Genomic DNA, 25,440 nt, shown 5'->3' with positions numbered 1-25,440 from the left:
TCCCCCTTTTTATGCTATACTGAAGTTGTAATTTCATAATGGTTCTGGGTTACGGTTTCGTAAGCGTTTTTGCTTTTTCTGATCGCGATATCGATTGGAAGGGTGATGCCTGTGGAAACAGTTAAGTTGTCCAGGATTGTGATGAAATTAAGCCCAGACCTATTCCCGTTCCTTAAGAGAAGCGAGCTGGATTCCGAAATCGTGCTCGTCCACGGGATAGAAGCGCTGGAGGCTGACGACGTCCTTGAAATCGTGCAATTCAGCATTTCCGAGCATCAGAAAGACGCCTTTCTTCATTGAGAGGCGTCTATATTTGTTTTTAAGGCATTGCAAAGCGTTCCAAAAGCGTTCCGCCCCCTCCCAAACCCTCCCCTTCCCAAGGGGAGGGCCCCCGGGCGCTTCACCCCGGGACCCCGAACTTTTGCGCTCGAATGACGAGGCCGTCGTCGATGAATCATTCGTGCATAGAAACGCTTTCGTCCAGAAGCAATCCCCCCCCCTAAGGGATTTCACATCCGGACACGCCTCACTTTCTGCCTCCTCTCTCTACTTTTTGCCCATTGGTCGATTCCCCACTCCGCACTCTATCCACACCACCAGCATCATACCGCCATCATGACTCCGTCATGAAGCTCCCGTTCGTTTTCCCGTTTCCGTTCGTTTTCCCGCTTCGCGCCTTCGGAAACCGCAATACGAACGCCGCGCCGCCGGTAGGCAAGTTATGGGCAGTGATGCTGCCGCCCGAACGTTCGACGATGGCGCGGGAGATGGAGAGGCCGAGGCCCGTCTCGCCGTCTTTTCCTTTGACGAAGCGGTGGAACAATTGGGGCAGCAAGGACTCGGGGATTCCCTCCCCGTCGTCCGCTATCTCGATCGCGATCCAGTCGTCTTCTACACCCGCATGAATTCGAACGGTTTCCTTGGCGTAGCGTACAGCGTTGCCCGCAATGTTCAGCATGGCCTGCAGCAGCTTTTCGCGATCGGCCTGTATGAACAGCCGTTCTTCTTCTCCGGGAGGGACGCTCGTTTGAATGCGAAGGCCGCCGCTCGCGTACAGCGGATGGATGCGTTCTACCGTCTCGGTTATCAAGTCCGCCACCCGTACGGGCTCCGGATGAAAGATCCCTTCCTCGCTTTCCAGCTTAGCCAGCAGGATCATTTCTGTTACGATTTTTTTGAGCCGATCGCATTCGTCCACGATTACGTTCAGGCCCTTGCTCGCGCTTTCCCCGGCAAATACGCCGTCGCGAATGCCTTCCGCATAGCCCTGTATCGCCATCAGCGGCGTTTTCAGCTCGTGTGAAGCGTTTTGGAAAAACTGCTTTTGCGCGGTGTGGTAGGCATTCAGCTCGTTGGCCATCCGGTAAACACCCTGCGCCACTTCCCCGATCTCCCCGCCCGTGCGGACCAGCCGAACTTCCGAAAAGCGGAGCTGTCCTACTTTTCCCAGTTCATTCCTGAGCTTGGCTAGCGGAATCACAAGACGTTTGGCCATTATCATGCTGAGCGCATAAGCCGCGATCCCGCCAACGGTCAATAGAATCATCATCCGCTGAAATAACGCCATCTGCATCGATTTGATTTTGCTGATGGGCGTCGCCATAATGAGCGTGCCCGCTTTCATGGCCTGCGTGCTGGCGGCTGTTTGAAAGGAAACCGCCTCGACAATATATTTATCGTCTTTCCCCAGCCATAGAGCGTTCTGAAAATCGGCGGTTTGCCGCCAAATACGAATCCATTCGGATGTTGTTGCGGGCGATAGCGTACTGTAAAGCACTTGATCGTTCGGCTCGATCCAGACGGCGTCCGTTTTGCCGCCCGCCGGGAAGGCGCCCTGCAGCTTTTCCATGCCCACGGTAATGGATCCGGCCGGTATCGCGGGCGTCACGGGCAACGCTTCCGTAAGCGGCATCATCGCGGAAGCTTGCTCTCTCATCTCTTTTCGCTGTCCTTCTACTAGCGTATCAAGCATCAGCGGATAAATGACGGCGGCGGCGACCGCTAAGATGCCTATCAATAAAAGGCCGAATGAAAGCTGAAGCCGGTACATCAGCTTCATGCCGAGCCGCCTCCTTCCTCTGCGCGCAACCGGTAACCGAAGCCCCAAACCGTTTCGATTGGAAGTTCGTCCAGCTTTCTTCGCAGCCTTTTGACCAAATCGTCGATCGCCCGGTCGCTTCCGAAGTAATCCCCGCCCCACACCAAAGTCAAAAGCTCGTCCCGCGAAAAAGCCCGATTCGGCTGTTCCGCAATCGCCTGGAGCAGCGAAAACTCCTTCAGCGTCATCTCCATCTCTTCACCGTGCCAAAAAACCCGCCGTTCCTCCAAAGCAAGCCGTAAAGCGCCGATTTCGACGGAAGACTTCCGTGAAGACAAAGCCGTTTCGCCGCCTTGCTCGGAACGGGCCGCCCCGAAGCGGTGAAACAACCGTTTGACCCGGGCTACCAGCTCTCTAGGACTGAATGGCTTCGTCATATAGTCGTCGCTGCCGAGCTCGAGTCCCAGTATTTTATCGACCTCTTCGTCTCTCGCCGAGATCATAATGATCGGCACCTCCGCTTCCTTGCGGATTTGACGGCAAAGTTCGTACCCGTTAATGCCCGGCAGCATAATATCGAGAATCCACATATCCGGCGGCTCTTGCTGCCATAGCTCCATGGCGTCTTCCGCGGAAACGACTCCGACGGTTCGGTACCCTTCCTTCCGCAAATAGGCCTCTACGATCTCGCGAATGCGATCATCATCGTCCACAACGGCGATCTGGTATGACTGCATCTTGTAACCTCCCACATGTCCAGCGTTTCGTGACCCCATTCTAGCAAAAAAAGATTCGCCGCAGGGCCTTTCCACACTTTTTACACACTTGTTCCTAAGTTTTGCCGAAGCTTATTTGTACACTTGAACTTGTAAGACGAAGGCGAACGAACGGCATTAGCAGCACGAGTATCGTCTGGCAAGGGAGGGTCGTTTAGATGAAAAGGTATCGATTGACGCGGCGAGAGCGGTGGGCGGCGTTTTGTTTTCTGGCTCCAAGCCTAATCGGATTCGCCGTTTTCTATATCATTCCGTTCGGGCGAAGCATCCTATACTCGTTTCAGGACAAGCTCGGCGGCAGCGCCTTGACGCTTGCCAACTACGCCGCGCTTTTTCACAGCTCGTCCTTTCAAAAGGCCGCAGCAAACACGTTCCGGTTTACGGTCAGCAGCGTTCCGGTACTCGTTGTGCTATCGCTTGCATTGGCGCTGTCTCTGAACCGGCGGGTGTTTTTCCGAAACTGGCTGCGTACGGCATACGTCCTTCCGCTTGTCGTGCCGGTAGCCTCGATCGTTCTCGTTTGGCAACTATTGTTCGACTGGAACGGCGCTTTGAACGCTCTGTTGGGACACTTCGGCATAAGCCGCACCGACTGGATGAAATCCGACTGGGCCGGGATTGTCATTATTCTCATTTACGTTTGGAAGAACGTCGGGTATAACGTCGTGCTCTTCCTCGCCGGACTGCAGAACATTCCCGAGCAATACTACGAAATCGCGGATCTGGAAGGCGCAGGCTCCGCCCGCAAGCTGTTCGGCATTACGCTCGTATACCTGACGCCCACTACGTTTCTCGTCGTGCTCATGTCCGTCTTGAACTCGTTCAAAGTGTTCCGGGAAACGTATCTGGTCGCCGGCGACTATCCGCATGACCGCATTTATACGCTTCAGCACTACATGAACAACATGTTTCTGTCTCTCGATATCCAGAAGCTTTCGGCCGCTTCTTCCTTAATGGCGGTTTGCATTCTGGCGCTTGTCGCCGTGCTGTTCCGAGCGGAGCGGATGTTCCGCAATTTTATGGAATAAACAAGCTGAATTACGCTTTAGGAGGTCAACGGTGAAAAAAGAATACGCAATGCCCCTGCTGCGAACGGTTCTGTTAGTGTCCGTAGCCTGCATGCTGCTCGTACCGGTCGTTCTGACCGTCGTCAACTCTTTCATGTCGGCGCGGGAAATCACGTCCAACTACGGCATGCTCGGCAGCAGCTCCTCGTCCGAATTGGTCAATGTAAAGTGGATTCCCGACTGGGTATCCTTCGGACAGTACTATAAAGTGCTGATCGCGACGCCGCAGTTTTTGCACATGTTCTGGAATTCCGTATATATGGTCGTTCCGATCATTGCCGGACAAGTCGCAGTGGCGGCGCTCGCCGCTTTTGCCTTTGCCAAGCTGCGATTTCCGGGGAGAGAACCGCTGTTTTTCGTCTATCTGCTCACGATGCTCATGCCGTTTCAGGTGACGCTGGTCCCGAACTACATTATGGCGGACCGGCTCGGGCTGTTGAACAGTCCCGGCGCGATCATTCTGCCCGGTATTTTCGCCGCTTTCGGCGTGTTCCTGCTGCGGCAATTCATGCTCCACATCCCATCCGCGTATATGGAAGCGGCCCAAATGGACGGAGCCGGCTACGTCCGCTCGTTCGTCGCGATCGTACTCCCGATGGTGAAGCCGGGCATTGCCGCCCTTGTGGTTCTCCTATTTGCCGATTACTGGAACATGGTGGAGCAGCCGCTCATCTTTTTGCAGGATGCGGAGCTTCAGCCTTTGTCCGTCTTCCTGTCGCGCATCCAGAAGGAAGCGTTCGACGTTTCGTTCGCCGCTTCCGTCGTATACATGATGCCGATGGTGCTGCTTTTCTTGTGCATGGAGCGTTATTTTATCGAAGGCATTCAGCTTTCGGGCATTAAAGGGTAGCCGGAACGACACAGAAGGGAAATCAATCATGACGTCAAGAAGACAACGCCTTGCAGGCACGGTATTCGTTTTATTCTTTTTCGTACTCGCCGGATTGACTTTGTTCAGCAACACGCTTCAAACCGCTTTGCTGCCGAAAGCCGTAACGGAAAAGCCCCTGAAGAAAACGTTGGAGCACCACATCAAAGGCAGCGGAACGCTTGTCCCAAGGCTGAAGAAGGAGTTGGCCGGCGAGAACGGCTGGCCAATCGCCCAAGTTCACGTCACCGCTGGCGATCAGGTTACCAAAGGGCAGACGCTTGTTACGTTCGACGACACAGAAGCGTTGCAGCTTCTGCTTGACGAAGAAGCCCGAATGAAAAAGCAAAGCATAAACCGGGAATTGCTTCAGGAGCAGTTTATAGCCGCCCAGCAGAGCGGAAACGGCGAGGCTGTCCGCAAAGCGGAACGCGACCTCGAGCTCGAAAAAATCGACTCGGAGATTGCCAAGCGAAAGCTTGACGGCATGCGGAAGGACATCGCACGAAAGCGCGTCCTGACGGCGCCTTTTGACGGGAAAGTGGCGGCGCTCAAGGCGGAGAAAGGAGCGATCGCAGCGCAAGGACAGATGCTCGTTACGCTAATCAAAAGCGACGAGGGCTTCGAACTTTCGTTCCAGACGACAGCCGATTCGGCCGCGCTGCTGCAATCGGGCGAAAAGGTGGCGGTCAACGTGAAAAGCCCAACTCCTGTACGGCTGGAGGGCGCAATTACGGACATCAAGGATTCGTTTGCGGAAGGAACCGGAGGCGCTATGGGGAAGCCGGACCAGAGCGATAAGAACGGATCGGCTGACGATGGCGTCAAACAGAAGAAAACGGTTGTCGTAACGGTTTCCGGCGAAGGCCTTCAAGGAGGTGAGCAGGCAAGCTTGCAGGTCGATAAAAAATCGTCGCAGCAAGGACTCGTCATACGCAAGGAATGGCTCAAGAAAGACGGAAACGGAAGCTACGTATTCGTCATCCGCGAGAAAAAAAGCGCGTTAGGTAACGCGTATTACGCGCAAAAAGCTTACTTGGTTACCGGAGAATCGGCGGAAGACGGGATCGTCGTTCTGTCCGGCCTCTCTTCCGAGGACGACCTCATTACGGAATCGAGCGAACCGCTGCAAGACGGCAGCCAGGTTCGACTACAAGGATAAGGGTGATCGGCAATGAAAAAAAGATGGCGTTTGCCGCTGCTTATGGCTCTTGTCATAACCGCAACGGCTTGTTCAAGCAAGGACGGCAGCACAAATGGCGAAACGGACGCTAGCGCACCCGTTTCGGGAGACAAAAAAACGGTTACCGTTTCCGTCACGAATACCGACCGTCTCCTTCAGACGGCCGTCCGGAAATTCGAGGAGAAGCATCCCGACATTCATATCGAGATCAAAGAGCACCTTGCTACGCCAAAAAGCGATAACGGCATGACTGCGACCCGATCGCAGGCGGATATCGAGAAATATATCCAGACCGTGACGACACAGGCCATTTCCGGCAAAGGCTCCGACCTTATCGAGATGAATGAATTGCCCCAAGATAAATTCGTCAAGAACGGCGTGCTCGTCAATCTGTACGACATGATGGCCAAGGACGCTTCCTTCGATAAAAACAAATATTATCAGAATATTTTCAAATCGTCGCAGAACGGGGACGGCCTGTATGCCATGCCATTCTTTTTCACGGTAGACTTGATTTCCGGGAACACCGGTATGCTCCAAAAAGCAAATATTACGATCGACGACAAGACATGGACATGGGACGCTTTCAAAGACATTTCCAAGAAGCTGAAAGAAAACGCCGGAACGGATTTCTATGCATTCGTCAACATGTTTCCCATTCAACTCCTAAACGAATATATAGAAGACAACTACTCGGAGCTCGTCCGGAACGGCAAAGCGAACTTCGACTCGGAACTGTTTCGGGCAATGATGAAGCAAGTCAAGTCCATGTATGACGAAGGCGTCCTTCAAGCCGAATTTACTTACGACTACAGCAAAGGACTGTTTTCCAAGAGCGGCTTATACAACCCCGAGCAAGCGTTAACCGATTCGCTGCGCGAGAACACGCAGTTTTACCGTGCTCCGAGCTTGAACGGAAAAACGCAAAGCGGCACATTCAAAGCTTTTTTCAATCTTGGCATTAATACCAAATCCAAGGTACAGCCGGAAGCATGGGCCTTCATCAAATTTTTGCTGTCCGACGAAATGCAAAGCTCCCCTGAATTGAAATATATTCCGATAAATAAAGGCGTCACCGACAACAAGCTTAAGGAAGCCGGCGATAAAATCGTGAAGGGTTCGCTGCCGGTTCCGAATGGGAAAACGGATGCGAAGTCGGTGGAAGATCGCACCCTGACGATTCAGAAGCTCCTGGACGGGGCTGGCAAAAAGCTGGGCAGCGACTTCAAAGTCGTATCGATCGCCATGGAAGAATTCGAATCGTTCATGAGCGGGCAAAAATCCGCGGAAGACGTGAGCAAGCTGATCCAAAACAGGGTTAACACCTACTTGAACGAGTAGCCTAACAACCTACGAACGAGATGTTACGCGGAAAAGCACCTCCTTCTGGCATGATATGCCGCAAGGAGGTGCTTGGCATTAAGCCGCTTTCCGTCGCTGATAGGCATGCGTCGACAAAAACATGACCGCCGCGACGGCTGCCAGAAACGCGCCTGCCATATACATACCGCTGCCGTTCCAGGCATCTTGGATGATTCCCCCGACATAACCGCCGGTCAAGCCCGCCAATCCAAGGAATACAGCGGACAGCAGCGACTGTCCGGTGGATCGAAGCTCCTCGGGCACAAGGCGCACCGTGTATTGTACGGCAACGACCCAGAACACCGCAAACGTAATCATATGGCTTGCCTGCAGAATCATGAGGATAAAGGGATCGTCGACAAGCGCAAATGCGACCCAGCGTATGGCGTACAAGATCGACACGATGCCAAGCAGAGCCAGCTCGTGAAAGCGGTGCATGTATCGGCTTAGCAGCGCGAATGCCGGTATTTCGCTGAAAGCGGCGATCGACCAAGCGGCGCTGATCATCCCTGCGCTGGCGTTAAGCTCGCTCATATGCAAGCCAAGCAAGACGTCGTTCATCCGGTGCGGTACCATGATCAGAAAGATCATAAGCAAATACCACAGGAACGGACGGTTTCCCAGCAGTGCGCCGATCGCTTTCAGCGATATCGGCGGCGCGGTCGATTTCTCGTCTTTTTGCTTTAGCAGCAGAAGAAAAGGAAGCAGCCAAGCGATCCAATATACATATTTCATATTATCGACGCCGCCGATAAACGGCAGCATAAGGCCTGTCGCGAGCGCCATGCCGGAAAACCCTATCGAACCCCAAAGTCTGACCGAACCGTACGAAACGCCGTACGTATGCGTAGCCTTAATAACCAAACTGTCGAGGAGCGGAATAGACGGCAATATAAATAAATAAACAAGTAACGAGAAGATGAATGTCGACGTGAAGCCCGTCACCGCGAATAAGCCGAAGCTGGCGGCCAAACCGCAAAGCCATAACGGAAAAATGATTTTTTTGAGCGTTTGAAAGCGGTCGCTTAAATAGCCGAACAACGGCTGAGCGAATACGGCCGTGAACGGGCCGATCATCATGAACAAGCCGACTTCCTGGCTGGAGTACCCTTTCCCCGCCAAGTAAATGGGCAGAAGCGGATTTAATATGGCGGTAGTCGCGTAATAGACCGCGTTTAGTCCGCGAAGCACTGCGAGCTGACTGTTCATGATCTCCACTCTTTCCATTAACGTGCCAAGTTCCTCCCCCATCCTATCAGAATTGCCAGACTCTGAGAAGACTGCCGCAGCAATTTTCTTAGGCGCTTTTATCGCACTCCGCAGCAGGATTCCGCATATTCGGACAAGCTCCGTCAAAATGGTCCTAAAAACTCTGTGCGGCTTCCGGTAGGTGCTTTATAATGAAGATGCTGCGAACCGGCCATACGACGGACTCGAAGCAGCGCATGGGAGTAACGGAGAGAACGGAGTGTCGACAACATGGAAATGATCCTTGCCTTGCTTACGTTGATTTGGGGTAATTTGACCGGCAGCCATCCGGACCTGACGTTCGACCAGTTCGTTCAGGCCGCCTTGGAAGCGGAAAAGCCGATTGTTCAAAATGTCGGCGGCGGGGAAAAGCCGCCGGCGAATAACGGCGATCAATCGCAGCCGGGCGATAAACTGACACCGGTCAATAAGACCGACCCCCAGCCGGATGCGCCTAAAGTAATGGGCATCTACGCGACGGCGCACAGCGCGGGCGGAGCCCGCATGAACACGCTGCTGAAGCTCCTTGACGATACCGATCTGAATGCGGTCGTCGTCGATATTAAGGACGATTGGGGCTATATTACTTACGAAACCGGCAATCCGGAGCTGGATGCGTGGGGGACGACGCAAAAAATCATTCCCGACATCGGAAAGCTGATGAGCTCGATGAAAGAGCATGATGTTTATCCGATTGCACGGATCGTCGTGTTTAAAGATACCGTCCTTGCGAAGATGAAGCCCGAGCTGTCCTTCCTGAACCCGGACGGCACGCTGTGGGGCAACGGCAAAAACCCTCCGGACAGCTTCGTGAATCCGTACAGCAAAGAAGTATGGGATTATAACATTACCGTCGCCAAGGAAGCGGCCAAGGCAGGCTTTAAAGAAATTCAATTCGATTACGTCCGCTTTCCGGAAGGCTTTGAAAAACGCGCCGATACGCTTCAATATACGAAAGACGAACGAACGCGAATCGAAGCGGTTGCCGAATTCGTCAAATACGCCCGAGAACAGCTGTCGCCGTTAGGAGTGCGCGTGTCGGTCGACATTTTCGGCTATGCGGCTTCCGTTCCGGCTGCCGAAGGGATCGGTCAAGACTTTAACGCGATCTCGCAAAATGTGGACGTTATCGCGCCGATGATTTATCCCAGTCACTACAGTACAGGCTGGTTCGGGGCCAAAGTACCCGATGCCGAGCCTTACAAGACGATCGCCGGGGCTATCGTCGACACGCATAAGAAGCTGGAACCGATAGGCGGCTTGAAACCGGTCATCCGGCCGTGGATTCAAGACTTTACCGCTTCATGGGTACAAGGCTATATCAAGTACGGCAAGCATGAGGTGGAGGAACAAATCAAAGCGCTTAAGGATAACGGCGTGGATGAATTCCTGCTATGGAATGCAGGCAACTCCTATACGCAAGGTGTCGACTATACGCCTTAGCGAAAACGGGCTATGTCCCAAGCGCATCATTGCGCTTGGGACATAGCCCTATTTATTGGGAAGCGATTATTCCGAACCGCGAGCGTCCGCTTCATATCGCCGTATGATCGCTTGCGCCTCATACACGATTTTATCTCGCAGCTCGTGCGGCACTAGAACCTCTACGCTCCCGCCATATCCCAGCACGATTTCGCAAGCGGATTCCAGCGTATGAAATTCGACCTCCGCTATGGCCATGCCGTTCTCATCAGGCGGTTGCACGTGCAGAAGCTGTACGTAGCGCTGCTGGGCGATTCGCTTCGTATCCTTCATGCCGAGCCGGATTTGCGCGGGGTAGCGCGGCAGCTTCGACTTGAACTGCTCGGTAGACGTTTCCCAATAGGAAGCCAAGTCGAACGGTTCGGGCCTTTCGAACGTTTCTTCGAGCATTTGCGCGCTAAGCAGGCGGGATATCCGATAAGTGCGCAGCTCGCCGTCCACCCTGGCGACGAAATACCAGATGCTGCTTTTGGCCACCAGACCGAGCGGCTCGACGATACGCTCCACCGACGATTCTTCGCGCATATAACGAATATGAAGCTTCTTATCCCCCCAGATCGCTTCCTGTACGACCGGCAGCAAGGGAAACCGTTCGACGGATTGATGCCAGCCCGCCCCGTCCACATGGATGCGCTGCCGTGCGGTTTCCGCATCTTGGCGGGATGCAGCCGGGAATGACGCAAGAAGCTTCTGATACGCTATGTCGAACACGCCGCTCATGCCCAAATCGGTCAAAACACCGGTCGGATGCGCAAGCAGCAGAGATAAAATTTCATCGGACTTCATCCCGGTCAGATTGGTCCTATACCCTTCCGTTAACGCCCAACCGCCGTTTGACCCCCGCTCCGCGAACACGGGTATCCCCGCCCCGCTCAATGCCTCCATATCGCGATGGATCGTCCTTTCGGATACTTCGAGCTTTTCTGCAAGCTCTCTCGCCGACATTCGACCGTGATTTTGCAACAGCAATAAGATCGAAACGAGCCTGTCCGCTCTCATCCTATCGGCCTCCTCTTGCCCGAATCCGGTATCCTAACCGCCAGTCCTGCATAACGTTAACGATCCGGAAAAGTTAACTCACAGATTATGGCCGGAATACTTGACTTCAGCTTCCAGTATAACACTTATACATGACAGCTCCTGTCTTATTTGTAACTTCGCTTATGGGTTTCGTTTAGCAAATCTACCTATGACGATTACGAATCGCACCTAACAAAAGCGTCCGTTAAACCGCACAGTATGCGGCTTAACGGACGCCCTCGCCTTTTAGAAAAAGAGCGGCTCTTAACCCGCTTTTCGCAACGTCAGCGCAAGCTTTACGAAATAGCCGAGCACCTTGTTGACGCGCTCCTTGACCTTCTCGTTCGCCGGATCTCCTTCGGGCGTGAACGCGCGGTTCTCGCCGCCGATGGATATCCACTCGGGACAGTTGATCCCGTGAAGATTCCGTACCATCGTTTGCAAATGAGTCAGCGGGCTGACGCCAACCGCTCCGCCCGACGAACTTACCGCGAGCACCGCCTTCGAATCGAACTCGTCAAAGCCAAGGTAATCGAGCGCGTTCTTCATGACGCCCGAAACGCTGCCGTGATAATCCGGGGTGCTGAGTACGACCGCATCCGCAACGCGAACGGCTGCAATGAGCGCGAGCACGTTCGGATCGGTTTCCTCATTTCGGCTCGGGTCGTAGAAAGGCAGCGGCTTCTCGTACAAATCGAACAGCGTAACGTCGATTTCCTTCGTGCGCAGTACGGATGCGATATATCGGCACAGCTTCGTGCTGGTGCTTTGCTTGCGGTTGCTTCCCGCGACAATCGTTATTTTCATAGGTTAACTTCCTTTCGCCACAGTACTTTACATACATTTTAGTATGAAAAGTTTACCAAGTCAACCCGTTCTGGATACTTCCAGAAAAGAATAGAAATTCCCGGAGCCGTCAAGTTTCGATTACGTAGTCAACCTTTCTCCGCGCGCTTCTTCTCGATGATCTCCGCTTAGTTAACGGCAGGAACCGCGACACCGACGATAGCGGATTTTCAAGGCGTTATCGTCCGCTTCAAACGAAATCTCTCCAACAATAGAGGATTACGAAGGACTTGTTTAGGCAATAACGCCGCGAAAATCCGTTATTCCACGGAAACACTTCCGTTCCGCACCTGCTTTTCGAAATTCAGAAAAAAAGCCTCTAGGCGCCGTTACAAGAAGTAACGGCAAGCCCGAGGCTTGTGGGGTCGAAATGCTACCGGCGCTTATTGCGATAAGCGAAGGGCAAGCTCGTACAGGTCCGTATTGAACGGTTTTTTGGTATGGACAACCGTATCGATATCCGTCGCAACCAGCTCTCCGTTTACTTTTCCGCACGCTTTGCCGGAATCTCCCGCGATCAACCGGCGTACCGCAAAATCGCCGAGGCTGCTCGCCAAAATACGGTCGTTGTGCGTCGGCGTGCCGCCGCGCTGGATATGTCCGAGTACCGTAACGCGCGGCTCGATCCCGTTGCGTTCTTGGATTTGCTTGGAAATCTCCTCGCCTTTGCCCACGCCTTCGGCAACGACGATGATACTGTGCCGTTTGCCGGCGTCGAAATTAGCTTTCATCCGGGCCGCGACTTCATCGATGCTGAACGGTACTTCAGGCACCATAATGGCCTCGGCTCCGCTCGCCAGCCCCGCATACAAGGCGATATCCCCGCAATGGCGTCCCATAACCTCCACGACGGAAGACCGTTCATGCGACGACATCGTATCGCGCAGCTTGTTGATCGCATCGACGACGATGCTTACCGCCGTATCGAAGCCGATCGTAAAGTCCGTGAACGGAATGTCGTTATCGATCGTTCCCGGCAGCCCCATGGTCTTGATGCCGAGCTTGCTCAGCTTGTTCGCTCCTTGATAGGATCCGTCCCCGCCGATAACCACCAGGCCGTCGATGCCGTGCTTGCGCAAATTTTCCGCGCCGAGCTTCTGGCCTTCCTCGGTCTTGAACTCCAGGCAGCGAGCCGTTTGCAGAATCGTGCCGCCGCGCTGAATAATGTCTCCGACGCTGCGCAAATCCATTTCCCTGATATCGTCATGAATAAGTCCGTAGAAGCCGCGCTGCACGCCATAAACTTTCAATCCGTGAAAAAGCGCGCTCCGCACGACGGAGCGAACCGCTGCGTTCATCCCTTGGGAATCTCCGCCGCTTGTAAGTACCGCAATCGATTTAATGGACATAGGTCAGTTCCTCCTAAAGCGTTTCGTAAGAAACGCAGCTTCGTAAGCGGCAAGTCGACAGACTTGCGACTAAATCATTCCCCCAAAAAGTGACGAATCCCTTCGCAGTTGATTCCGAGTCCTTTACGGGGAGCCACGTTTAAACCATATCCCCACAAAGTGAAGAATGCACTCCGAAGCTTAGTCCGAGTACTTTTGGTGGGAATCAAAAAAAATTTAAAAGAACATAATTACAATCACGAGCGCGAACGAATCCATACGCTGTTCACCCAGAAAAAAAGGCGGGTCAACGGGCTGTTTTTCATCAGCAGCCGGGAAACGCGCTTCACTTCCTGCTGCTTGCTCACCTTCGGATCGGACAAGTAGAGCGCAAGCAGACCTTCGATAATCATACGGTGAAATGGAGCCGACTCCAGCAAGGAAACGCGCTGTCGCGCATGCAGCACAATGTCTGCGATGCGCTGTACGGCGGTATCGAACCCGTCGTAATAGAAGCAGAAATTCAGATCGCCGCCCTGCCTGTCCTCCTCCTGATCGATCAAATAATCGAGCAAAATGTGCAGACTGCAAACGTACGGGAAATACGCCTCGCGGATTCGGGAAATTTCTTCGCGGCGAAGCTCGGGATCGCATGCAGCAAGAAACAGCATGAACATGCCTAAAGTCGAACCGGTCGCCGCTGCAAACTCGTTCCACGCTAACGCAGGGTACCGCTCCTCGTAGCGCTTCCACCAGGTCAGCAGCTCGTGCTCGCGCAGATCGCGACGGATATGCTTGTAAACCTGAAGGTCGACGTACAAGCCGACAAGCTCGCGTACCTCATCCGCTACATGAGGGAACGAAGGCAGCTGCCGAACGGCCGTCTGGCAGGTTTGAACCAGCCGATTCAAATAACCGCCGTCGTCCTTCTCGTTGCGAAAGGCGTAATAATCATGGATCGGGCCTTCCGGATCGACGGCGTCAAGCATCGATTGGTGCAAGCGCCGAAAATCGTTCGGGTCAAGTGAAGTGCTGCGGTCGCAGAGGTTGTCCAAATAATCGCTGATCGTTTGAAACGCGACGATAAGTGGGATCAGAACATGCCGATCCGACAGGCTGGCAGCCGCATATACGGCGCCTCCCTGACAATGAAACTTCTTTGACGCGATGCTGTCGAGCGCCTGCTTGCGCAGCTCCTCGTCCGGTATCCGGCTTGCCATATCGCGCCATCCCTGTAAGCTGTCATTGACCTCCGGCAAAACATGCCGGTAAACCCGGAGCATCAGCAGCAAAGGATTTTTCGGAACCCGCTTAACGGCGTCCCTTTCATTCGGTCGGTTCAAAAAGCGTTCCTCCACAACGTAGCTTGTCGCTTTCTTCCGGCAGCAGCGAAAGTTCGGCCCCCCATAACCGAATCGCAAACCGAAGAAGCGGAAAACGTGCCGAACCTGACGTCCGGTCGTTTTTCCGCCGCAGGATTACATATGCATGCGGGAAGTCATCTCTTGGTTAGCCCGATACCACAGATGAAGATCGTTTATCGTACTAGCCATCTCGGCAATTTCCCAATTTAACGCGCAGGACGTGACGAAATTTTCTTCGACGTTCAAATGCTCCTGTTTACGAATAATGACCTGCTCGATTTCTTTGATTCGATCTGGAATACGTCCGCGAATGAGCTCCCATTCCATGAGTATTTCGCCGCGAGCCTCCTCCGAATACTGCTCCCATTCCATCGCCAGCTCCGGAACCGGAATGCCCAGTCTTTCGTCGAATACAAACTCCGCCCTCATCTTAAGCGCTCCCCTTCGAAGTCCTCTACCATTACGGTATCTATATCATCTTTTAAATGTACCACAACCGCAACCCGTCCCGCCAGTAGGAACGCGTCTTTTTGTCTCAATTATGTCTATAACGAAAGTGTTATTTTTCCTTCTCCACTATGGAAAAGACGACCGATTGACCGTCCGGCGCAACGTCCGTTTCCACTGAAAACTTGCCGATTTGCACCGTTCCGTTTTCTACAGCCTTGCCATTTTGCAGCGTTCCGTATACGTTTGCGAAATGCTTTTGAAAAGTTGCGGCATCGCTGGCGAACAAGAAATTGACGAACGTACGGAGAGCTTCCTCGTTACGGGCGAGCATGCCCTCCTGCAAACGAACCGTTATGCCGTATGTACGGTAAGCCGGCTCGAGCCAAATGGCCGCTTCTTCGTAAGGACCGTCTCCTGCCGTCCGTTTCAGAAATTTCGCTTTCGTTTCCGCATCCTTGAACAACCGAAGCGTCGTCTCCTCCAGATCGAAGTTCGTCCCGCGAAGCTTGCCGGCCTGCTGCATGACGTCGTAAGCCCGGTACATCGTTTCGCTCGGGAACATCAGCTTCTTGTAGCTGCCGTCCTTGGTCGGCACGATCCTGTCGTACTGCCCGGAAACGCCGTTCTTCGCCGATATTCGCTTGCTCTTATCCACGATGCGCTCCAGGATGGCCAGCGATTCCGCCCGCGTCACGACTCGGGAGACGCCGAAATAGCCGTTCGGGTATCCTTCCATGATTCCTTTGGCGAACGTCTCCGCAATAAATTTCTGCTGTCTCGCCGTCGCGCTTTGCAGGTCGCCGATCACGCTCGCCGCATTCAGGCTGAACGTTTCATCCTCCAAATACTCCGTTTCTTTGACCGTGTAATAAACGATCTCGGCGACGTCTTCCCGTTTCAGCTTCGCCTTAAAGTCCGGGAACTGGTTTTTGCCGATCAGATTAAGGCCGCCGGCCAAATCGATATACGGTTTGGCCCAATACCCGACCGTGCTAGGCTTAAAGCTGAAATCGCGAAAGTCCTGCTCCAGCACGTTGCGGTTCGCCGGACTGAGCGATTGGACGAATTCGTTCGTCCAGCGGCGTTCTCCGTTCGGAAACTGCTGAGTGAACGACAGCAGCAAGATTTTGACAAACTGATCTGCCGCAACCGGTTCATCCGGCCGGAATGTCCCGTCCGGGAAGCCGTCAAGAATGCCTTCGTCGGACAACCGGTAAATCGTTTGCTCCGCCCAGTGGCCCTTGATATCGCTAAAGATTTTGGCGCCTCCTTGCTCCGCCCGCGCGCCTGCATTTCCTGCCAGCAGCACGACTGCCGCCGTAACCGCCAAAGCAAGCCCCCTGCCTGCCTTTAAAAATTTACCTACGTTCAATTGTCTCACTGTCCTACCCCTCGCCGTTCGTTCATTGGATCACATACAAGCATAAACGCAAACCCGTAGCGGCCGGAACCCGCCTGCAGCCCCATTTTTTTGCTCCCCCAAGACTGTTGCCGCATGGTATACTAAACTCCACAAGTTAGAAGTGAACCGAATCCCGCAAAACGAAAATTCGTTTTTTTCTACCGAACGCTTTGCGCGGGTAGCCGGAAATTGCATTCGTTTTCGGATGACATCGGTCCCGAAAGCAAATTTGCAGCAGTGTACGGATAAGGAGTCCTGAAGCATGACAACAGACAGCAGCAACACCCAAGCGCGCTTAGACGAACCTTCCGTTTCTTTCGCGAAACTGTTCGCCTTTTTCATTCCGCTCGGCTTATCGGCCAGCCTCGTAACGATTTCGCATGTCATTATCAACAGTACTCTCGCCAGATCCGCGCAGCCGGAGCTGATCATCAGCAGCTATGCCGTTGCGATGAGCCTGATCGGCCTTGCGGAACGGCCTGCCGTTCTGCTGCGGCAAACGTGTTCGGCGCTCGTTCGCGACCGCCGCTCGTTCCGCGCCATGTCGGCGGTGTCGTGGTACGTGTTTCTAAGCATTTTCGCATACGGCATCCTCGTCTCCTATACGCCGGTAGGACGATGGGTGTTTTCGCATTTTTTCGGCGTTCAGGACGAGCGGCTAAGCGCAGTCATCGATGTATACCGCGTGCTGATGTACGTCAGCTTTTTTTCCGGCATGCGCTGCTTGTACCACGGTCTGATCATTTACAATCGGCGCACGACCTGGCTGACGATCGGAATGGTCATCCGCCTGATTGTGATGTACGCCATCGCGCAATACTATTTAATGACCGATCAGGTAACGAGCGGACGCGTCGGCGCCGTTATTTTTCTTGCGGGCATGATCATCGAATGCTTGGTTAGCGTGCTGGAGGGCAGGTCGCTGCTTCGCAAAAAAATTCCCGAGGAGCTGGAGGAGCATCCGGTCAAACGGCAGCGGGACGTATTCGCTTTCTACCGTCCGCTTCTTTATTCTTCGTTCATCGCCGTCATTATCGGTCCGTCGATAACCGCCATTCTCGGAAAAACCGATCAAATGGAGCTTGCCATCGCTTCGTTCGCGATCGCGGGCAGCGTAACGCAGCTAGTGCAAAGTTTTTTTTCCTATATCCATCAAATTGTGTTAAACTTTTACCGGATTGACGAGACCCGGGTGTTTCGCTTCACCCTGCTTCTGGCATTCATTCCGACCCTACTGATAGGTCTGCTATCCTATACGTCTCTCGGGCCGCTGTTCCTCAAGCATGTAATGGGCGCCAACGAGCAGCTGCTTCATGCTAGCCTGCAGACGCTGCGCATCTTCATGATCATGACCTTGCTGTTTCCATGGCTCGATTACTGCAACGGCATTCTTATGCTAAAGGGACAAACGAAGGTGATGGTCTGGTCGCAGGCGGCCAACGTCACCGTTACGGTTACGACGCTGCTGGTGTGCATTACGTCGGCTCCCGGCTGGAACGCAATGATCGGCGCGCTCGCGCAGTCGCTTGGCTTTGCCGGCGAACTGGCTGTCGTCGTCATGTTGTTAAGACATACATCGGACGACGCTCCGCGTATCGGCCCGTTCAAACGACGCTCAGCCGGCGCATAGGACGCACACTCGAATATACGAAGGAATGACCGTTCATGCCGCTTCCCAGAGAGAGATCCGCAGACGATCAAACGCGCTCATTCGGCTTCAACCAACAAACGCGAATCAAATTGTTTACGTTCTCGTTCTACACCACGATGGCGATCATCGTCTCTTTCTTGCCTGCGTATTTCGTTTCGCTCGGCTACACCAAAGTGGAGATCGGCCTCATTTACTCGTTCGGCCCGATGATCGGCATCGTCGCCAATTTGACATGGGGCTTCTTGAGCGATAAGCTGCAAACGATTAAGAAAACGATCGCGGCCGTGCTGATCGGACAGCTGCTCATGGCGGTCATGCTCTTTCAAACGACTTCTTATCCGTTCGTTCTGGCGATCATGATCGGATTTTACTTTTTCCAATCCCCGCTCAGCGGCCTGAACGACAGCCAGTTGCTGCTCACGGTTAAAGAAACCGGCAAAAGCTACGCTTCATTCCGGGTTTGGGGATCGCTCGGCTTCGCCGCCGCCGCTGTACTGTTCGGCAAAATCATCGAAACGCAAGGAAACGGATCGATCGGGCCGCTCGTGCTCGGCACCCTGACTATCTCGCTGCTGCTCTGCCTGTCGCTCCGGGATATGCGCAAAGGCTCGCAAGCGAGGGTGAGCTTCAAAAACGCGTTCGGCATCATTATGACGCGTCCGTTCGTGCTCTTCCTGATGTTCGTGTTGCTGCTCTCCTTCGCGGCGAGGACGAACGATTTTTTTCTGTCCCTTCATCTTCACGAGCTGGGCGCCGATCCCGTGCTGATCGGCGCCGCTTGGATGGTATCCGCGCTCAGCGAAATTCCGATGTTTTATTTGCTCAGCCGGTACGGACATAAGTTTCGCGAGCTGCCCTTAATGGCTATAGCGGCTGCAGCCTATGCGCTTCGCTTCTTTCTCGTCAGCCTGCTTGACGACCCGGTGCTCGTCCTGGCTACCCAGCTGCTTCATAGCGTGACGTTCGGCATTTTCTTCGTAACGGCGCTGCGCTATATGGTCACGCTTATCCCCGACGAATACCGCGCAACCGGACAAGCGCTGTTTAACGTCACATGGGGCGGCCTTTCCGGTTTGCTCACTGGCGCATTCGGCGGCACGCTGTTCGAGCTGTGGGGAGGACAAACGCTTTTTCGGTTCGCGGCTTTCAGCGCATTGCTCGCTTGTATCGGTTTTATGGCCGTTTCGCTAAAGTCCCGTGAATAAGACGTCACCGAAAGGAGCTTGAACATGAAACCGCAATTTGTTACTCTTCACTCGGGCGCCTTGAACCGGCGCATCAACTGCGTCGTCTATTTACCGCCGGATTACGAAACGTCGGACAAACGGTATCCCTCCGTCTATTTGCTGCACGGCCTCGGCGGCAGCGAGCTGGATTGGCATATGAAGGGGAACGCTTCCGAAACGATCGCTTCTCTCGTCAAAAACGGCGAGTTAGCCGAATCGATAGTCGTCATGCCGAGCGACGGCGGCTTCGACCGCGGCACGTTTTATTTGGACTGGTACGACGGCAGCGGCAATTTCGAGCAATATTTCATTCACGATCTCGTACCGGCCATCGACCGCAAATTCCGGACGGTCGCCTGCCGCGAATACCGGGGAATCGCCGGACTGTCCATGGGCGGCTACGGCGCGTTCCTTCTCTCCCTGCGCAATCCTGAGCTGTTCGGAGCGGCGGCCAGTATTTCGGGTCCGCTCGCCCTCATGCCGGATCATGACGAGCTGTCCATGACGCCTACCTGGCATCCGGCAAACAGCGCAAGACTGGTCGGTCCGCTCGGCGGCCCTTACAGCCAGGCGCACAATGTTGCTGCGCTTGCCAAAAAAGCGATGGGAAATACGAATTTCCCGGCTTTGTATATCGACTGCGGCACGGAGGATTACTTGTACGCCGCTAATGTATGGTTCAAGGCGGAACTGGACAAAGCCGGTTATCCGCATCAATACGAGACGTATCCGGGCGAACACAATTGGCATTATTTCTCGGTCCATTTGAAGGGTGCGCTGCGATTTTTGAACGCGTTTCTGACCCGGGCCGGGAACCCGCATGCGAAGGAATAACCAACCGAATATTTCGAACCCGAATCAAAAGGAGAACATGTACATGAACTACGACGCTTTCAAATCCATCGTCCTCGGACGCCGCAGCATCCGTAAATTTACCGAAGAATCCGTATCCGTGGAAGACATCCGCGAGCTGATCGACTGCGCGCGTTTTGCGCCCAGCGATACGAATTCCCAGACCTGGCAGTTCATCGCCGTCACGAACCGCGAGAAAATAAAGGAAATCGAGCAGATGACATGGGCGGAGCTGCATGCCCGTGCAGAATCGGCCACGCAAAGAGGACTGGAGCGCGAAGCGCGCCTGCTTGTCCGGTCGTTCGGTCCTTATGCGACGGCATTCGCCGATGCGCCGGTGCTGATCGTCTGTCTGGCAACGCCTTACAACTCCAAATTCCGCGAAAAAATATTCGATCCGATCGCGCTCGTTCCGGACAACGTATGGGATGAGGAAGGCATCAAGAGCAGCTGCCTCGCCTCGCAGAACCTGATGCTTGCCGCTCACGCGCGCGGTCTCGCCACCTGCCCGATGACCGGTCCCGTCCTGCTCGCGCAGGAGAAGCTGCGTTCGTACTTGAACATTCCCGCGGAATGCCAGATCAATATGGTCATCGCCCTCGGCCACCCTTCGGAGACGCCGGGACAGCTGGCGCGCAAGCCGGTTGACGAAATTTTGACAATCGTAGAATAGGCGGGTGCCGGATGGACTTCATTCTCGATAAACTGGAGACGAAGATCGAGCTGTTCGAGGCTTACGATCTGACGACGCTGGAGAGAAGGATCGAGGAGCGGATCGACATCAACAAAGCGCTTATGCTCGATGTCCATGCGATCCAGCACAACGTAACGTTCAATCCCGTTCACAACAAAATGCTTTATACCGCATCGGTACATTTTAAAGCGAAATAAGCTTCAATTGCCCATAATGAACGAATAAACCTCCGAATACGCTGCAAGTAGCGGATCGGGGGTTTATTTCTTTCACTCTAAACTTCGGTTCACAAGGAGAGCGCATCTTAAGGTATACTAGCAACAGAGAGGAGCGATAGCCATGTCTGCCGTCTATCTAATTTCCGACCATCATTTCGGCCACAAAAATATTATCGACTTCGAATCGAGGCCTTTCGGCAATGTTGAGGAAATGACCGAGGCCATGATCGAGAACTGGAACGCTGCCGTAGGGAAGGAAGATAAAGTATTTCATCTCGGGGATTTCTCTTTTCTGAACAAAGAGAAGACAAGCGCGATCGTCAGCCGGCTGAACGGATACAAGACGCTGATTATGGGGAACCACGACCGCGGCCGTCCGAGAAGCTGGTGGCTGGAGGCGGGCTTCGACGAGGTCAGCGAGCACCCGATCGTATACGGCGGTTTCTTCTTTCTTTCGCACGAACCGATGTATATGAACAAGCACATGCCCTACGTCAACGTCCACGGCCACATCCACGGCCAGAAATACGAAGGCAGCCACTACATCAATGTCAGCGTCGAGCACTGGGACTACAAGCCGGTATCGTTCGAACGAATCAAAGAAATGGTCGTGCCCGGCGAAGAGCAGTAACGGCCGTTTTTGGGGCGGTAGCTTGACCGATTTGATTACTTCACGTTCACGGCATGCGAAACCGCTCCACATGCTCCGTTAAGCCTTCCTGGAGTAAAATCTGTTTTTGCTTCGGTCCGATCAGGTCAAAATGAGGAAACGGCGGCCGGTTATGAATATATTGCGGATTCAAGCCGTGGGCCCTGCACCAATCCGCAAGCACGCCGAGATCGGCGCAGCCTACCTTGGTAACCGTCTTAATGCCCGGAAAGCGGGGATCGATCCAATAATGCGTTAAATATGCAATCTCGCCCCTGGAAACAGCCGCTTTCCAGACCGCAAGCTCATCTCGGGTTATCCCGAACGCCACGCTCATCCCTCCTTCCTGTCGCAATCGTCAGTCCTCCCATTATACCATCTCCTGCCTTCATTCAGGATAAACGCAATTCGGGCCCTTGGCGCCAGACGTTTACCGGGAAATCGAACGATCCGCGGAGAATACTTTCGGAGATTTTGATAAGGAAAAACGGCCGTTTGCGCGTGGGGGAGGAAAGGGTATGGGATTCCGATCACTCTTGAAATCGTGTTTCATTGAACTTGTTATGCGGTAATAAGACGATTTCAAAGGCGAACGCTTTCGCTTCTCCACCCCATACCCCTTCCCTCTGCTCTCCTTTGCTGCTTTCCGTTACTCCTTTTTCCCTACCGATCTTCCAGCCGGTATTCAAATCCAAGAACAACTTTATAGAGTTCCGGTTTCATTCCCCTCTCCACAACATCAAATCAGCGGCTTCATCCGCTTTGTGATCCGATACCGGGATAGGGAAAAACCCCGTAAAACAAAAAAGAACCCGCAACCGGCAACCGGTGCGGGTCCTCTCTCGCTCCATCATTTCGCTTGCGTCTTCTTCGCTTCCTCCTCCGCCCATGCGCGGTCCAGCTCCTTCTGTCCGCGTTCCTGAAGCGATCGAAGCGCTTCCTCCACCGTCTTGGAGCCCTCCGTAATCGCTTTGGTTTCTTCCGTTTGAATCGGGCTGAACGCATTCGCAAACGATACCGGCGCTTTGAGCAGCCCCGAATAGTAATCCCGCTTGCTAGGCTTCAGTGTGTAGAACGGCTCCAGACTCTTCCCTGCCGGCGCCTTATTGTAGGAAATTCGGGAAAGAAGCATAGAAGAACCCAGGCTCTGAGATTTCGTCTTCTGATAATAAGCCGCATACTGCTCGCTGTTCCAGTACTTCAGCAGTTGCCAGGCCGCTCTGGCGTTGGGGGATTTGGCATTGATCGCAAAAATGCTCCCGACTCCGTAATACGGCGATTCGTTCGGCGTCTGCGGATCGACCGGCACGGTCGTCATGCCCCACTCGAACGGCTTCAAATTGCTGCCCTTCAGCATGTCCATCGTGCGGATCGTTGCGTTGCCCTCGATCGACATCGCCGCTTGTCCCGAAGCGAAAGGGCCAACATAGCTCCGGTAAGTAGGCGTCGATAGTTCGACCATGCGCTCCTGCGTCGTCGATGTAAACACATACCCGGCTTTAGACGCGTCAATCGTCATATTCCATAGCCGTTTGTAGGCATCGCTGTTCGCCGTCAGCTTTTTGCCGTCGGGGTCGATCATCGAAACGCCATGAATGTTTGCCAGCTGTTGAACGAAAGAGAACGTATTTCCGGCCGAAAAACCGTATACGCGCTCGTCCTTCCCGCCGGTCGTCGGAAATTTCTTCGCAAGCTGGAACAGCTCGTCCCACGTCATTTGATCTTTCGGATATGGCACTTTGAACTTGTCGAACAGCTCCTTGTTGTAGAAAAGCGCCGAACTGTAGAACGTCGGCGATAACCCGTACAGCTTGCCGCCGCTTTTTTCGCGTATCGCTTCAACTGCACCGGCGTGGATGTTTTCGATATCGAATTTATCCTGCTTGATCAGCGGATCGAGATCGTACAGCAGCCCTTTTTCCGCATACCGCGGCAGCTCGCTCTGAGCAAGCACGAAAATATCCGGCTTCTGCTCCTCGATGTCTTTGAACTGCCGCTCATACGGATCCGTTCCGGGCTCGACTTGGCCGTTCGGCTTTATCGTAAATGAAAGCTCGATATTCGGGTATTCCACCAGGTAGGAGCTTCCGTAATTGTAAATAAAATTTCGTTCGTCCGCCCAGCCGTACATTTTGAGGCTCGCTTTTTCATCCGCCTCCAAAGGCTTGACCAACTGCTTGACGCTCGGCTTGCTTCCCTCGCCATCCGCGCCGCCCAAGCAACTGGCAAGAAGGGGTATCGTCGTCATAATGACAATCGACACATTCATCCAACGTTTCATTTGCTGCCACCTCCCGCTCCGCTCGCGGCACTCAGCTTCGCCTGGTTAAGCATCTGCTGCCCTTTGCTTTCCAGTTCGCTCAACGCCTCGTCGACGGTAAGCGTGCCCTTCAGCGCAGCTTTGGACATATCCCGCGCCAGCGTCGAATAACTGCCGGTGAATGAGGCCGGAATGTCGGCACGCGGTGCGGTTTGCGCCAATGCGCTGCTTGGCTTCAGCTTGGTGAACACATCCAGGCTGCGGCCGTCCTTCTCCCGGCTGGCGCTCCTATTGCCCAACAAACGGAAGGATGAGGTTTTCGCAAATACTTTCGTAAACGTGTCGCTATTGATATATTGGATGATTTCCCATGCCGCTTGTTTGTTGGAGGATTTGGCGCCGATGGCAAAAATATCCCGGGGACTGAACGAATTCGACTCGCCCGGACGTTTGGCGTCGACCGGTTCCGTCACCATCTCCCAGTTGAACGTTTTGAAGCCGCTGTTCTTGTAGGAGGCAAACTGATCGAGCGTAAACGGCTGCACCAGCGCCATAGCGGCCTGACCGATCATGAACTTGTCCCTTTTTTGGCTGTCCTTCATCGTCGATCCCGGCGCGGGCATGTCATTTTCCGGTGCCAGGTAGATCGAACCGGCCCGGTACGCATCGATTACCGTATTCCAGATCCGTTTCCATTCATTCGTTTGAACGGCAACCTTGCTTCCTTCCGAATCGGTAATGTGAAGTCCCGCCAATCCTCCCATACGGCTGATCAGGTCGTATGGCGTCGGTGCCAAGTTAAAGAAGCCGTAAATCCGGCTATCCCCTTCCCCGGTCGCCGGAAACCTTTTGGCCAGCGCGATAACGTCGTCCCACGTCATGCCGTCCTTCGGATACGGAATTTGATATTGATCGAATAAATCTTTGTTGTACATGAGCGCCGTGCTGCTGAACGAATGCGCCAAGCCGTACAGCTTGCCTCCTCCCATCTGTCTGACCGTTTCGACGACCGCGGGATGCATGCGCTCCAGATCGAACTTGTCCTGTCTGATCAACGGCTCCAACTCGAGCAGCCGCTTGTCTTCCAACCATTGCGTAAAAGCCATGAAGCCAAAAAACAAATCGGGCTTCTCCTCTTCGATGATCTTGTTTGTCTCCTTACGGAGCGTTTCCTGATCCATTCCCGGGCTCATGGCCGGCCCGACGATTTCCAAATCCATGTCCGGGTATTTCGCGATCAAAATATTGCCGAAGTCTTGCATGAACGACTCCTTGAACTCCGCATAAATCTTGATCTTTCCTTCCACCGATGACTTCGGCTTAGCCGCCTTAACGGCCTGACCTTCCTCGCCCCGGTCTCCTCCGATACCCAGGCAGCCGCTTAGACTTACCGTAAGCAGCGATGCGCATACCAGCGGCGTCCATCTTTTTCTCATCTGCGTTTCCCACTCCCCCG

The 25,440-nt window shown here is 53.8% G+C and carries 24 protein-coding genes; 12 read left to right on the top strand and 12 right to left on the bottom strand.

Annotated elements, in window-relative coordinates; genetic code table 11:
• Positions 1 to 105 precede the first annotated feature (105 nt).
• On the top strand, positions 106 to 300 hold the full coding sequence (locus ACKGJP_RS11175; protein ID WP_409345727.1) for a hypothetical protein: 195 nt from the start codon (positions 106 to 108) through the stop codon (positions 298 to 300).
• Between the two features lie 313 nt (positions 301 to 613).
• Here the strand turns inward: ACKGJP_RS11175 and ACKGJP_RS11170 are convergent, their stop codons facing one another.
• A complete protein-coding gene (locus ACKGJP_RS11170) occupies positions 614 to 2,059 on the bottom strand; it encodes a sensor histidine kinase (RefSeq protein WP_409345726.1) in 1,446 nt (481 codons plus the stop codon).
• Complete coding sequence (locus ACKGJP_RS11165; protein WP_409345725.1) at positions 2,056 to 2,775, bottom strand: response regulator transcription factor; 720 nt, start codon at positions 2,773 to 2,775, stop codon at positions 2,056 to 2,058. Before ACKGJP_RS11165 ends, ACKGJP_RS11170 begins: the two co-directional genes overlap by 4 nt.
• A gap of 197 nt (positions 2,776 to 2,972) precedes the next feature.
• Here ACKGJP_RS11165 and ACKGJP_RS11160 point away from each other — a divergent pair, with 197 nt between their 5' ends.
• From ACKGJP_RS11160 to ACKGJP_RS11145, 4 genes are read left to right on the top strand one after another with little or no spacing between them, the layout of a single operon-like run.
• The gene (locus tag ACKGJP_RS11160; protein WP_409345724.1) at positions 2,973 to 3,842 is read left to right on the top strand and encodes a carbohydrate ABC transporter permease; all 870 of its coding nucleotides are present in this window, start codon (positions 2,973 to 2,975) and stop codon (positions 3,840 to 3,842) included.
• A 31-nt stretch (positions 3,843 to 3,873) separates the two neighbouring features.
• The gene (locus ACKGJP_RS11155; protein WP_409345723.1) at positions 3,874 to 4,731 is read left to right on the top strand and encodes a carbohydrate ABC transporter permease; all 858 of its coding nucleotides are present in this window, start codon (positions 3,874 to 3,876) and stop codon (positions 4,729 to 4,731) included.
• Positions 4,732 to 4,759: 28 nt separating this feature from the next.
• On the top strand, positions 4,760 to 5,911 hold the full coding sequence (locus tag ACKGJP_RS11150; RefSeq protein ID WP_409345722.1) for an efflux RND transporter periplasmic adaptor subunit: 1,152 nt from the start codon (positions 4,760 to 4,762) through the stop codon (positions 5,909 to 5,911).
• A 12-nt stretch (positions 5,912 to 5,923) separates the two neighbouring features.
• Positions 5,924 to 7,273, top strand: coding sequence for an ABC transporter substrate-binding protein (locus ACKGJP_RS11145; protein ID WP_409345721.1), 1,350 nt, complete (start codon positions 5,924 to 5,926; stop codon positions 7,271 to 7,273).
• A gap of 78 nt (positions 7,274 to 7,351) precedes the next feature.
• Here ACKGJP_RS11145 and ACKGJP_RS11140 read toward each other — a convergent pair whose 3' ends face one another.
• The gene (locus ACKGJP_RS11140; RefSeq protein WP_409345720.1) at positions 7,352 to 8,503 is read right to left on the bottom strand and encodes an MFS transporter; all 1,152 of its coding nucleotides are present in this window, start codon (positions 8,501 to 8,503) and stop codon (positions 7,352 to 7,354) included.
• 270 nt (positions 8,504 to 8,773) lie between these two features.
• Between ACKGJP_RS11140 and ACKGJP_RS11135 the strand changes: the two genes are divergently transcribed.
• Entirely contained in the window at positions 8,774 to 9,985 is a 1,212-nt protein-coding gene (locus ACKGJP_RS11135; protein ID WP_409345719.1) for a putative glycoside hydrolase, read from the top strand.
• A 66-nt stretch (positions 9,986 to 10,051) separates the two neighbouring features.
• On the opposite strand, the gene ACKGJP_RS11130 is transcribed toward ACKGJP_RS11135, so the two are convergent.
• The 6 genes from ACKGJP_RS11130 to ACKGJP_RS11105 all read right to left on the bottom strand — a co-directional run bounded on the left by ACKGJP_RS11130 (position 10,052) and on the right by ACKGJP_RS11105 (position 16,413).
• Complete coding sequence (locus tag ACKGJP_RS11130; protein ID WP_409345718.1) at positions 10,052 to 11,023, bottom strand: helix-turn-helix transcriptional regulator; 972 nt, start codon at positions 11,021 to 11,023, stop codon at positions 10,052 to 10,054.
• A gap of 285 nt (positions 11,024 to 11,308) precedes the next feature.
• Positions 11,309 to 11,851 (bottom strand): NADPH-dependent FMN reductase, encoded by a 543-nt coding sequence (locus tag ACKGJP_RS11125; protein WP_409345717.1) that lies wholly within the window; start codon positions 11,849 to 11,851, stop codon positions 11,309 to 11,311.
• Between the two features lie 422 nt (positions 11,852 to 12,273).
• Positions 12,274 to 13,239 carry a 6-phosphofructokinase gene (gene pfkA / locus ACKGJP_RS11120; RefSeq protein WP_409345716.1) on the bottom strand — a complete coding sequence of 322 codons (966 nt, stop codon included), beginning with the start codon at positions 13,237 to 13,239 and terminating at the stop codon, positions 12,274 to 12,276.
• A 236-nt stretch (positions 13,240 to 13,475) separates the two neighbouring features.
• A complete protein-coding gene (locus tag ACKGJP_RS11115) occupies positions 13,476 to 14,501 on the bottom strand; it encodes a tetraprenyl-beta-curcumene synthase family protein (RefSeq protein ID WP_409347134.1) in 1,026 nt (341 codons plus the stop codon).
• A gap of 195 nt (positions 14,502 to 14,696) precedes the next feature.
• Positions 14,697 to 15,011 (bottom strand): hypothetical protein, encoded by a 315-nt coding sequence (locus tag ACKGJP_RS11110; RefSeq protein WP_409345715.1) that lies wholly within the window; start codon positions 15,009 to 15,011, stop codon positions 14,697 to 14,699.
• A gap of 130 nt (positions 15,012 to 15,141) precedes the next feature.
• On the bottom strand, positions 15,142 to 16,413 hold the full coding sequence (locus tag ACKGJP_RS11105; RefSeq protein WP_409345714.1) for an S-layer homology domain-containing protein: 1,272 nt from the start codon (positions 16,411 to 16,413) through the stop codon (positions 15,142 to 15,144).
• A gap of 283 nt (positions 16,414 to 16,696) precedes the next feature.
• Between ACKGJP_RS11105 and ACKGJP_RS11100 the strand changes: the two genes are divergently transcribed.
• The 6 genes from ACKGJP_RS11100 to ACKGJP_RS11075 all read left to right on the top strand — a co-directional run bounded on the left by ACKGJP_RS11100 (position 16,697) and on the right by ACKGJP_RS11075 (position 21,706).
• Complete coding sequence (locus ACKGJP_RS11100) at positions 16,697 to 18,064, top strand: multi antimicrobial extrusion protein MatE (RefSeq protein WP_409345713.1); 1,368 nt, start codon at positions 16,697 to 16,699, stop codon at positions 18,062 to 18,064.
• A gap of 35 nt (positions 18,065 to 18,099) precedes the next feature.
• Positions 18,100 to 19,290 carry an MFS transporter gene (locus ACKGJP_RS11095; protein WP_409345712.1) on the top strand — a complete coding sequence of 397 codons (1,191 nt, stop codon included), beginning with the start codon at positions 18,100 to 18,102 and terminating at the stop codon, positions 19,288 to 19,290.
• A gap of 24 nt (positions 19,291 to 19,314) precedes the next feature.
• The gene (locus tag ACKGJP_RS11090; protein ID WP_409345711.1) at positions 19,315 to 20,145 is read left to right on the top strand and encodes an alpha/beta hydrolase; all 831 of its coding nucleotides are present in this window, start codon (positions 19,315 to 19,317) and stop codon (positions 20,143 to 20,145) included.
• A gap of 43 nt (positions 20,146 to 20,188) precedes the next feature.
• Positions 20,189 to 20,836 carry a nitroreductase family protein gene (locus ACKGJP_RS11085; RefSeq protein ID WP_409345710.1) on the top strand — a complete coding sequence of 216 codons (648 nt, stop codon included), beginning with the start codon at positions 20,189 to 20,191 and terminating at the stop codon, positions 20,834 to 20,836.
• 11 nt (positions 20,837 to 20,847) lie between these two features.
• Entirely contained in the window at positions 20,848 to 21,054 is a 207-nt protein-coding gene (locus ACKGJP_RS11080) for a DUF2536 family protein (RefSeq protein ID WP_409345709.1), read from the top strand.
• A 142-nt stretch (positions 21,055 to 21,196) separates the two neighbouring features.
• Positions 21,197 to 21,706 (top strand): phosphoesterase, encoded by a 510-nt coding sequence (locus ACKGJP_RS11075; RefSeq protein WP_409345708.1) that lies wholly within the window; start codon positions 21,197 to 21,199, stop codon positions 21,704 to 21,706.
• A 46-nt stretch (positions 21,707 to 21,752) separates the two neighbouring features.
• On the opposite strand, the gene ACKGJP_RS11070 is transcribed toward ACKGJP_RS11075, so the two are convergent.
• From ACKGJP_RS11070 to ACKGJP_RS11060, 3 genes are all read right to left on the bottom strand, one after another.
• Positions 21,753 to 22,055, bottom strand: a complete 303-nt coding sequence (locus ACKGJP_RS11070; protein WP_409347133.1) for a hypothetical protein — start codon at positions 22,053 to 22,055, stop codon at positions 21,753 to 21,755.
• A 519-nt stretch (positions 22,056 to 22,574) separates the two neighbouring features.
• Complete coding sequence (locus ACKGJP_RS11065; RefSeq protein ID WP_409345707.1) at positions 22,575 to 24,005, bottom strand: ABC transporter substrate-binding protein; 1,431 nt, start codon at positions 24,003 to 24,005, stop codon at positions 22,575 to 22,577.
• Positions 24,002 to 25,420: an ABC transporter substrate-binding protein gene (locus ACKGJP_RS11060; protein ID WP_409345706.1), complete on the bottom strand. Its 1,419-nt coding sequence runs from the start codon at positions 25,418 to 25,420 to the stop codon at positions 24,002 to 24,004. The genes ACKGJP_RS11065 and ACKGJP_RS11060 overlap by 4 nt, the downstream gene beginning before the upstream one ends.
• Positions 25,421 to 25,440 lie beyond the last annotated feature (20 nt).

Source organism: Paenibacillus litoralis (assembly GCF_046244365.1).
Taxonomy (GTDB): domain Bacteria; phylum Bacillota; class Bacilli; order Paenibacillales; family NBRC-103111; genus Paenibacillus_V.
The sequence above is the reverse complement of the archived record's forward strand: the minus strand, read 5'-3'. Positions and strand labels throughout refer to the sequence as shown.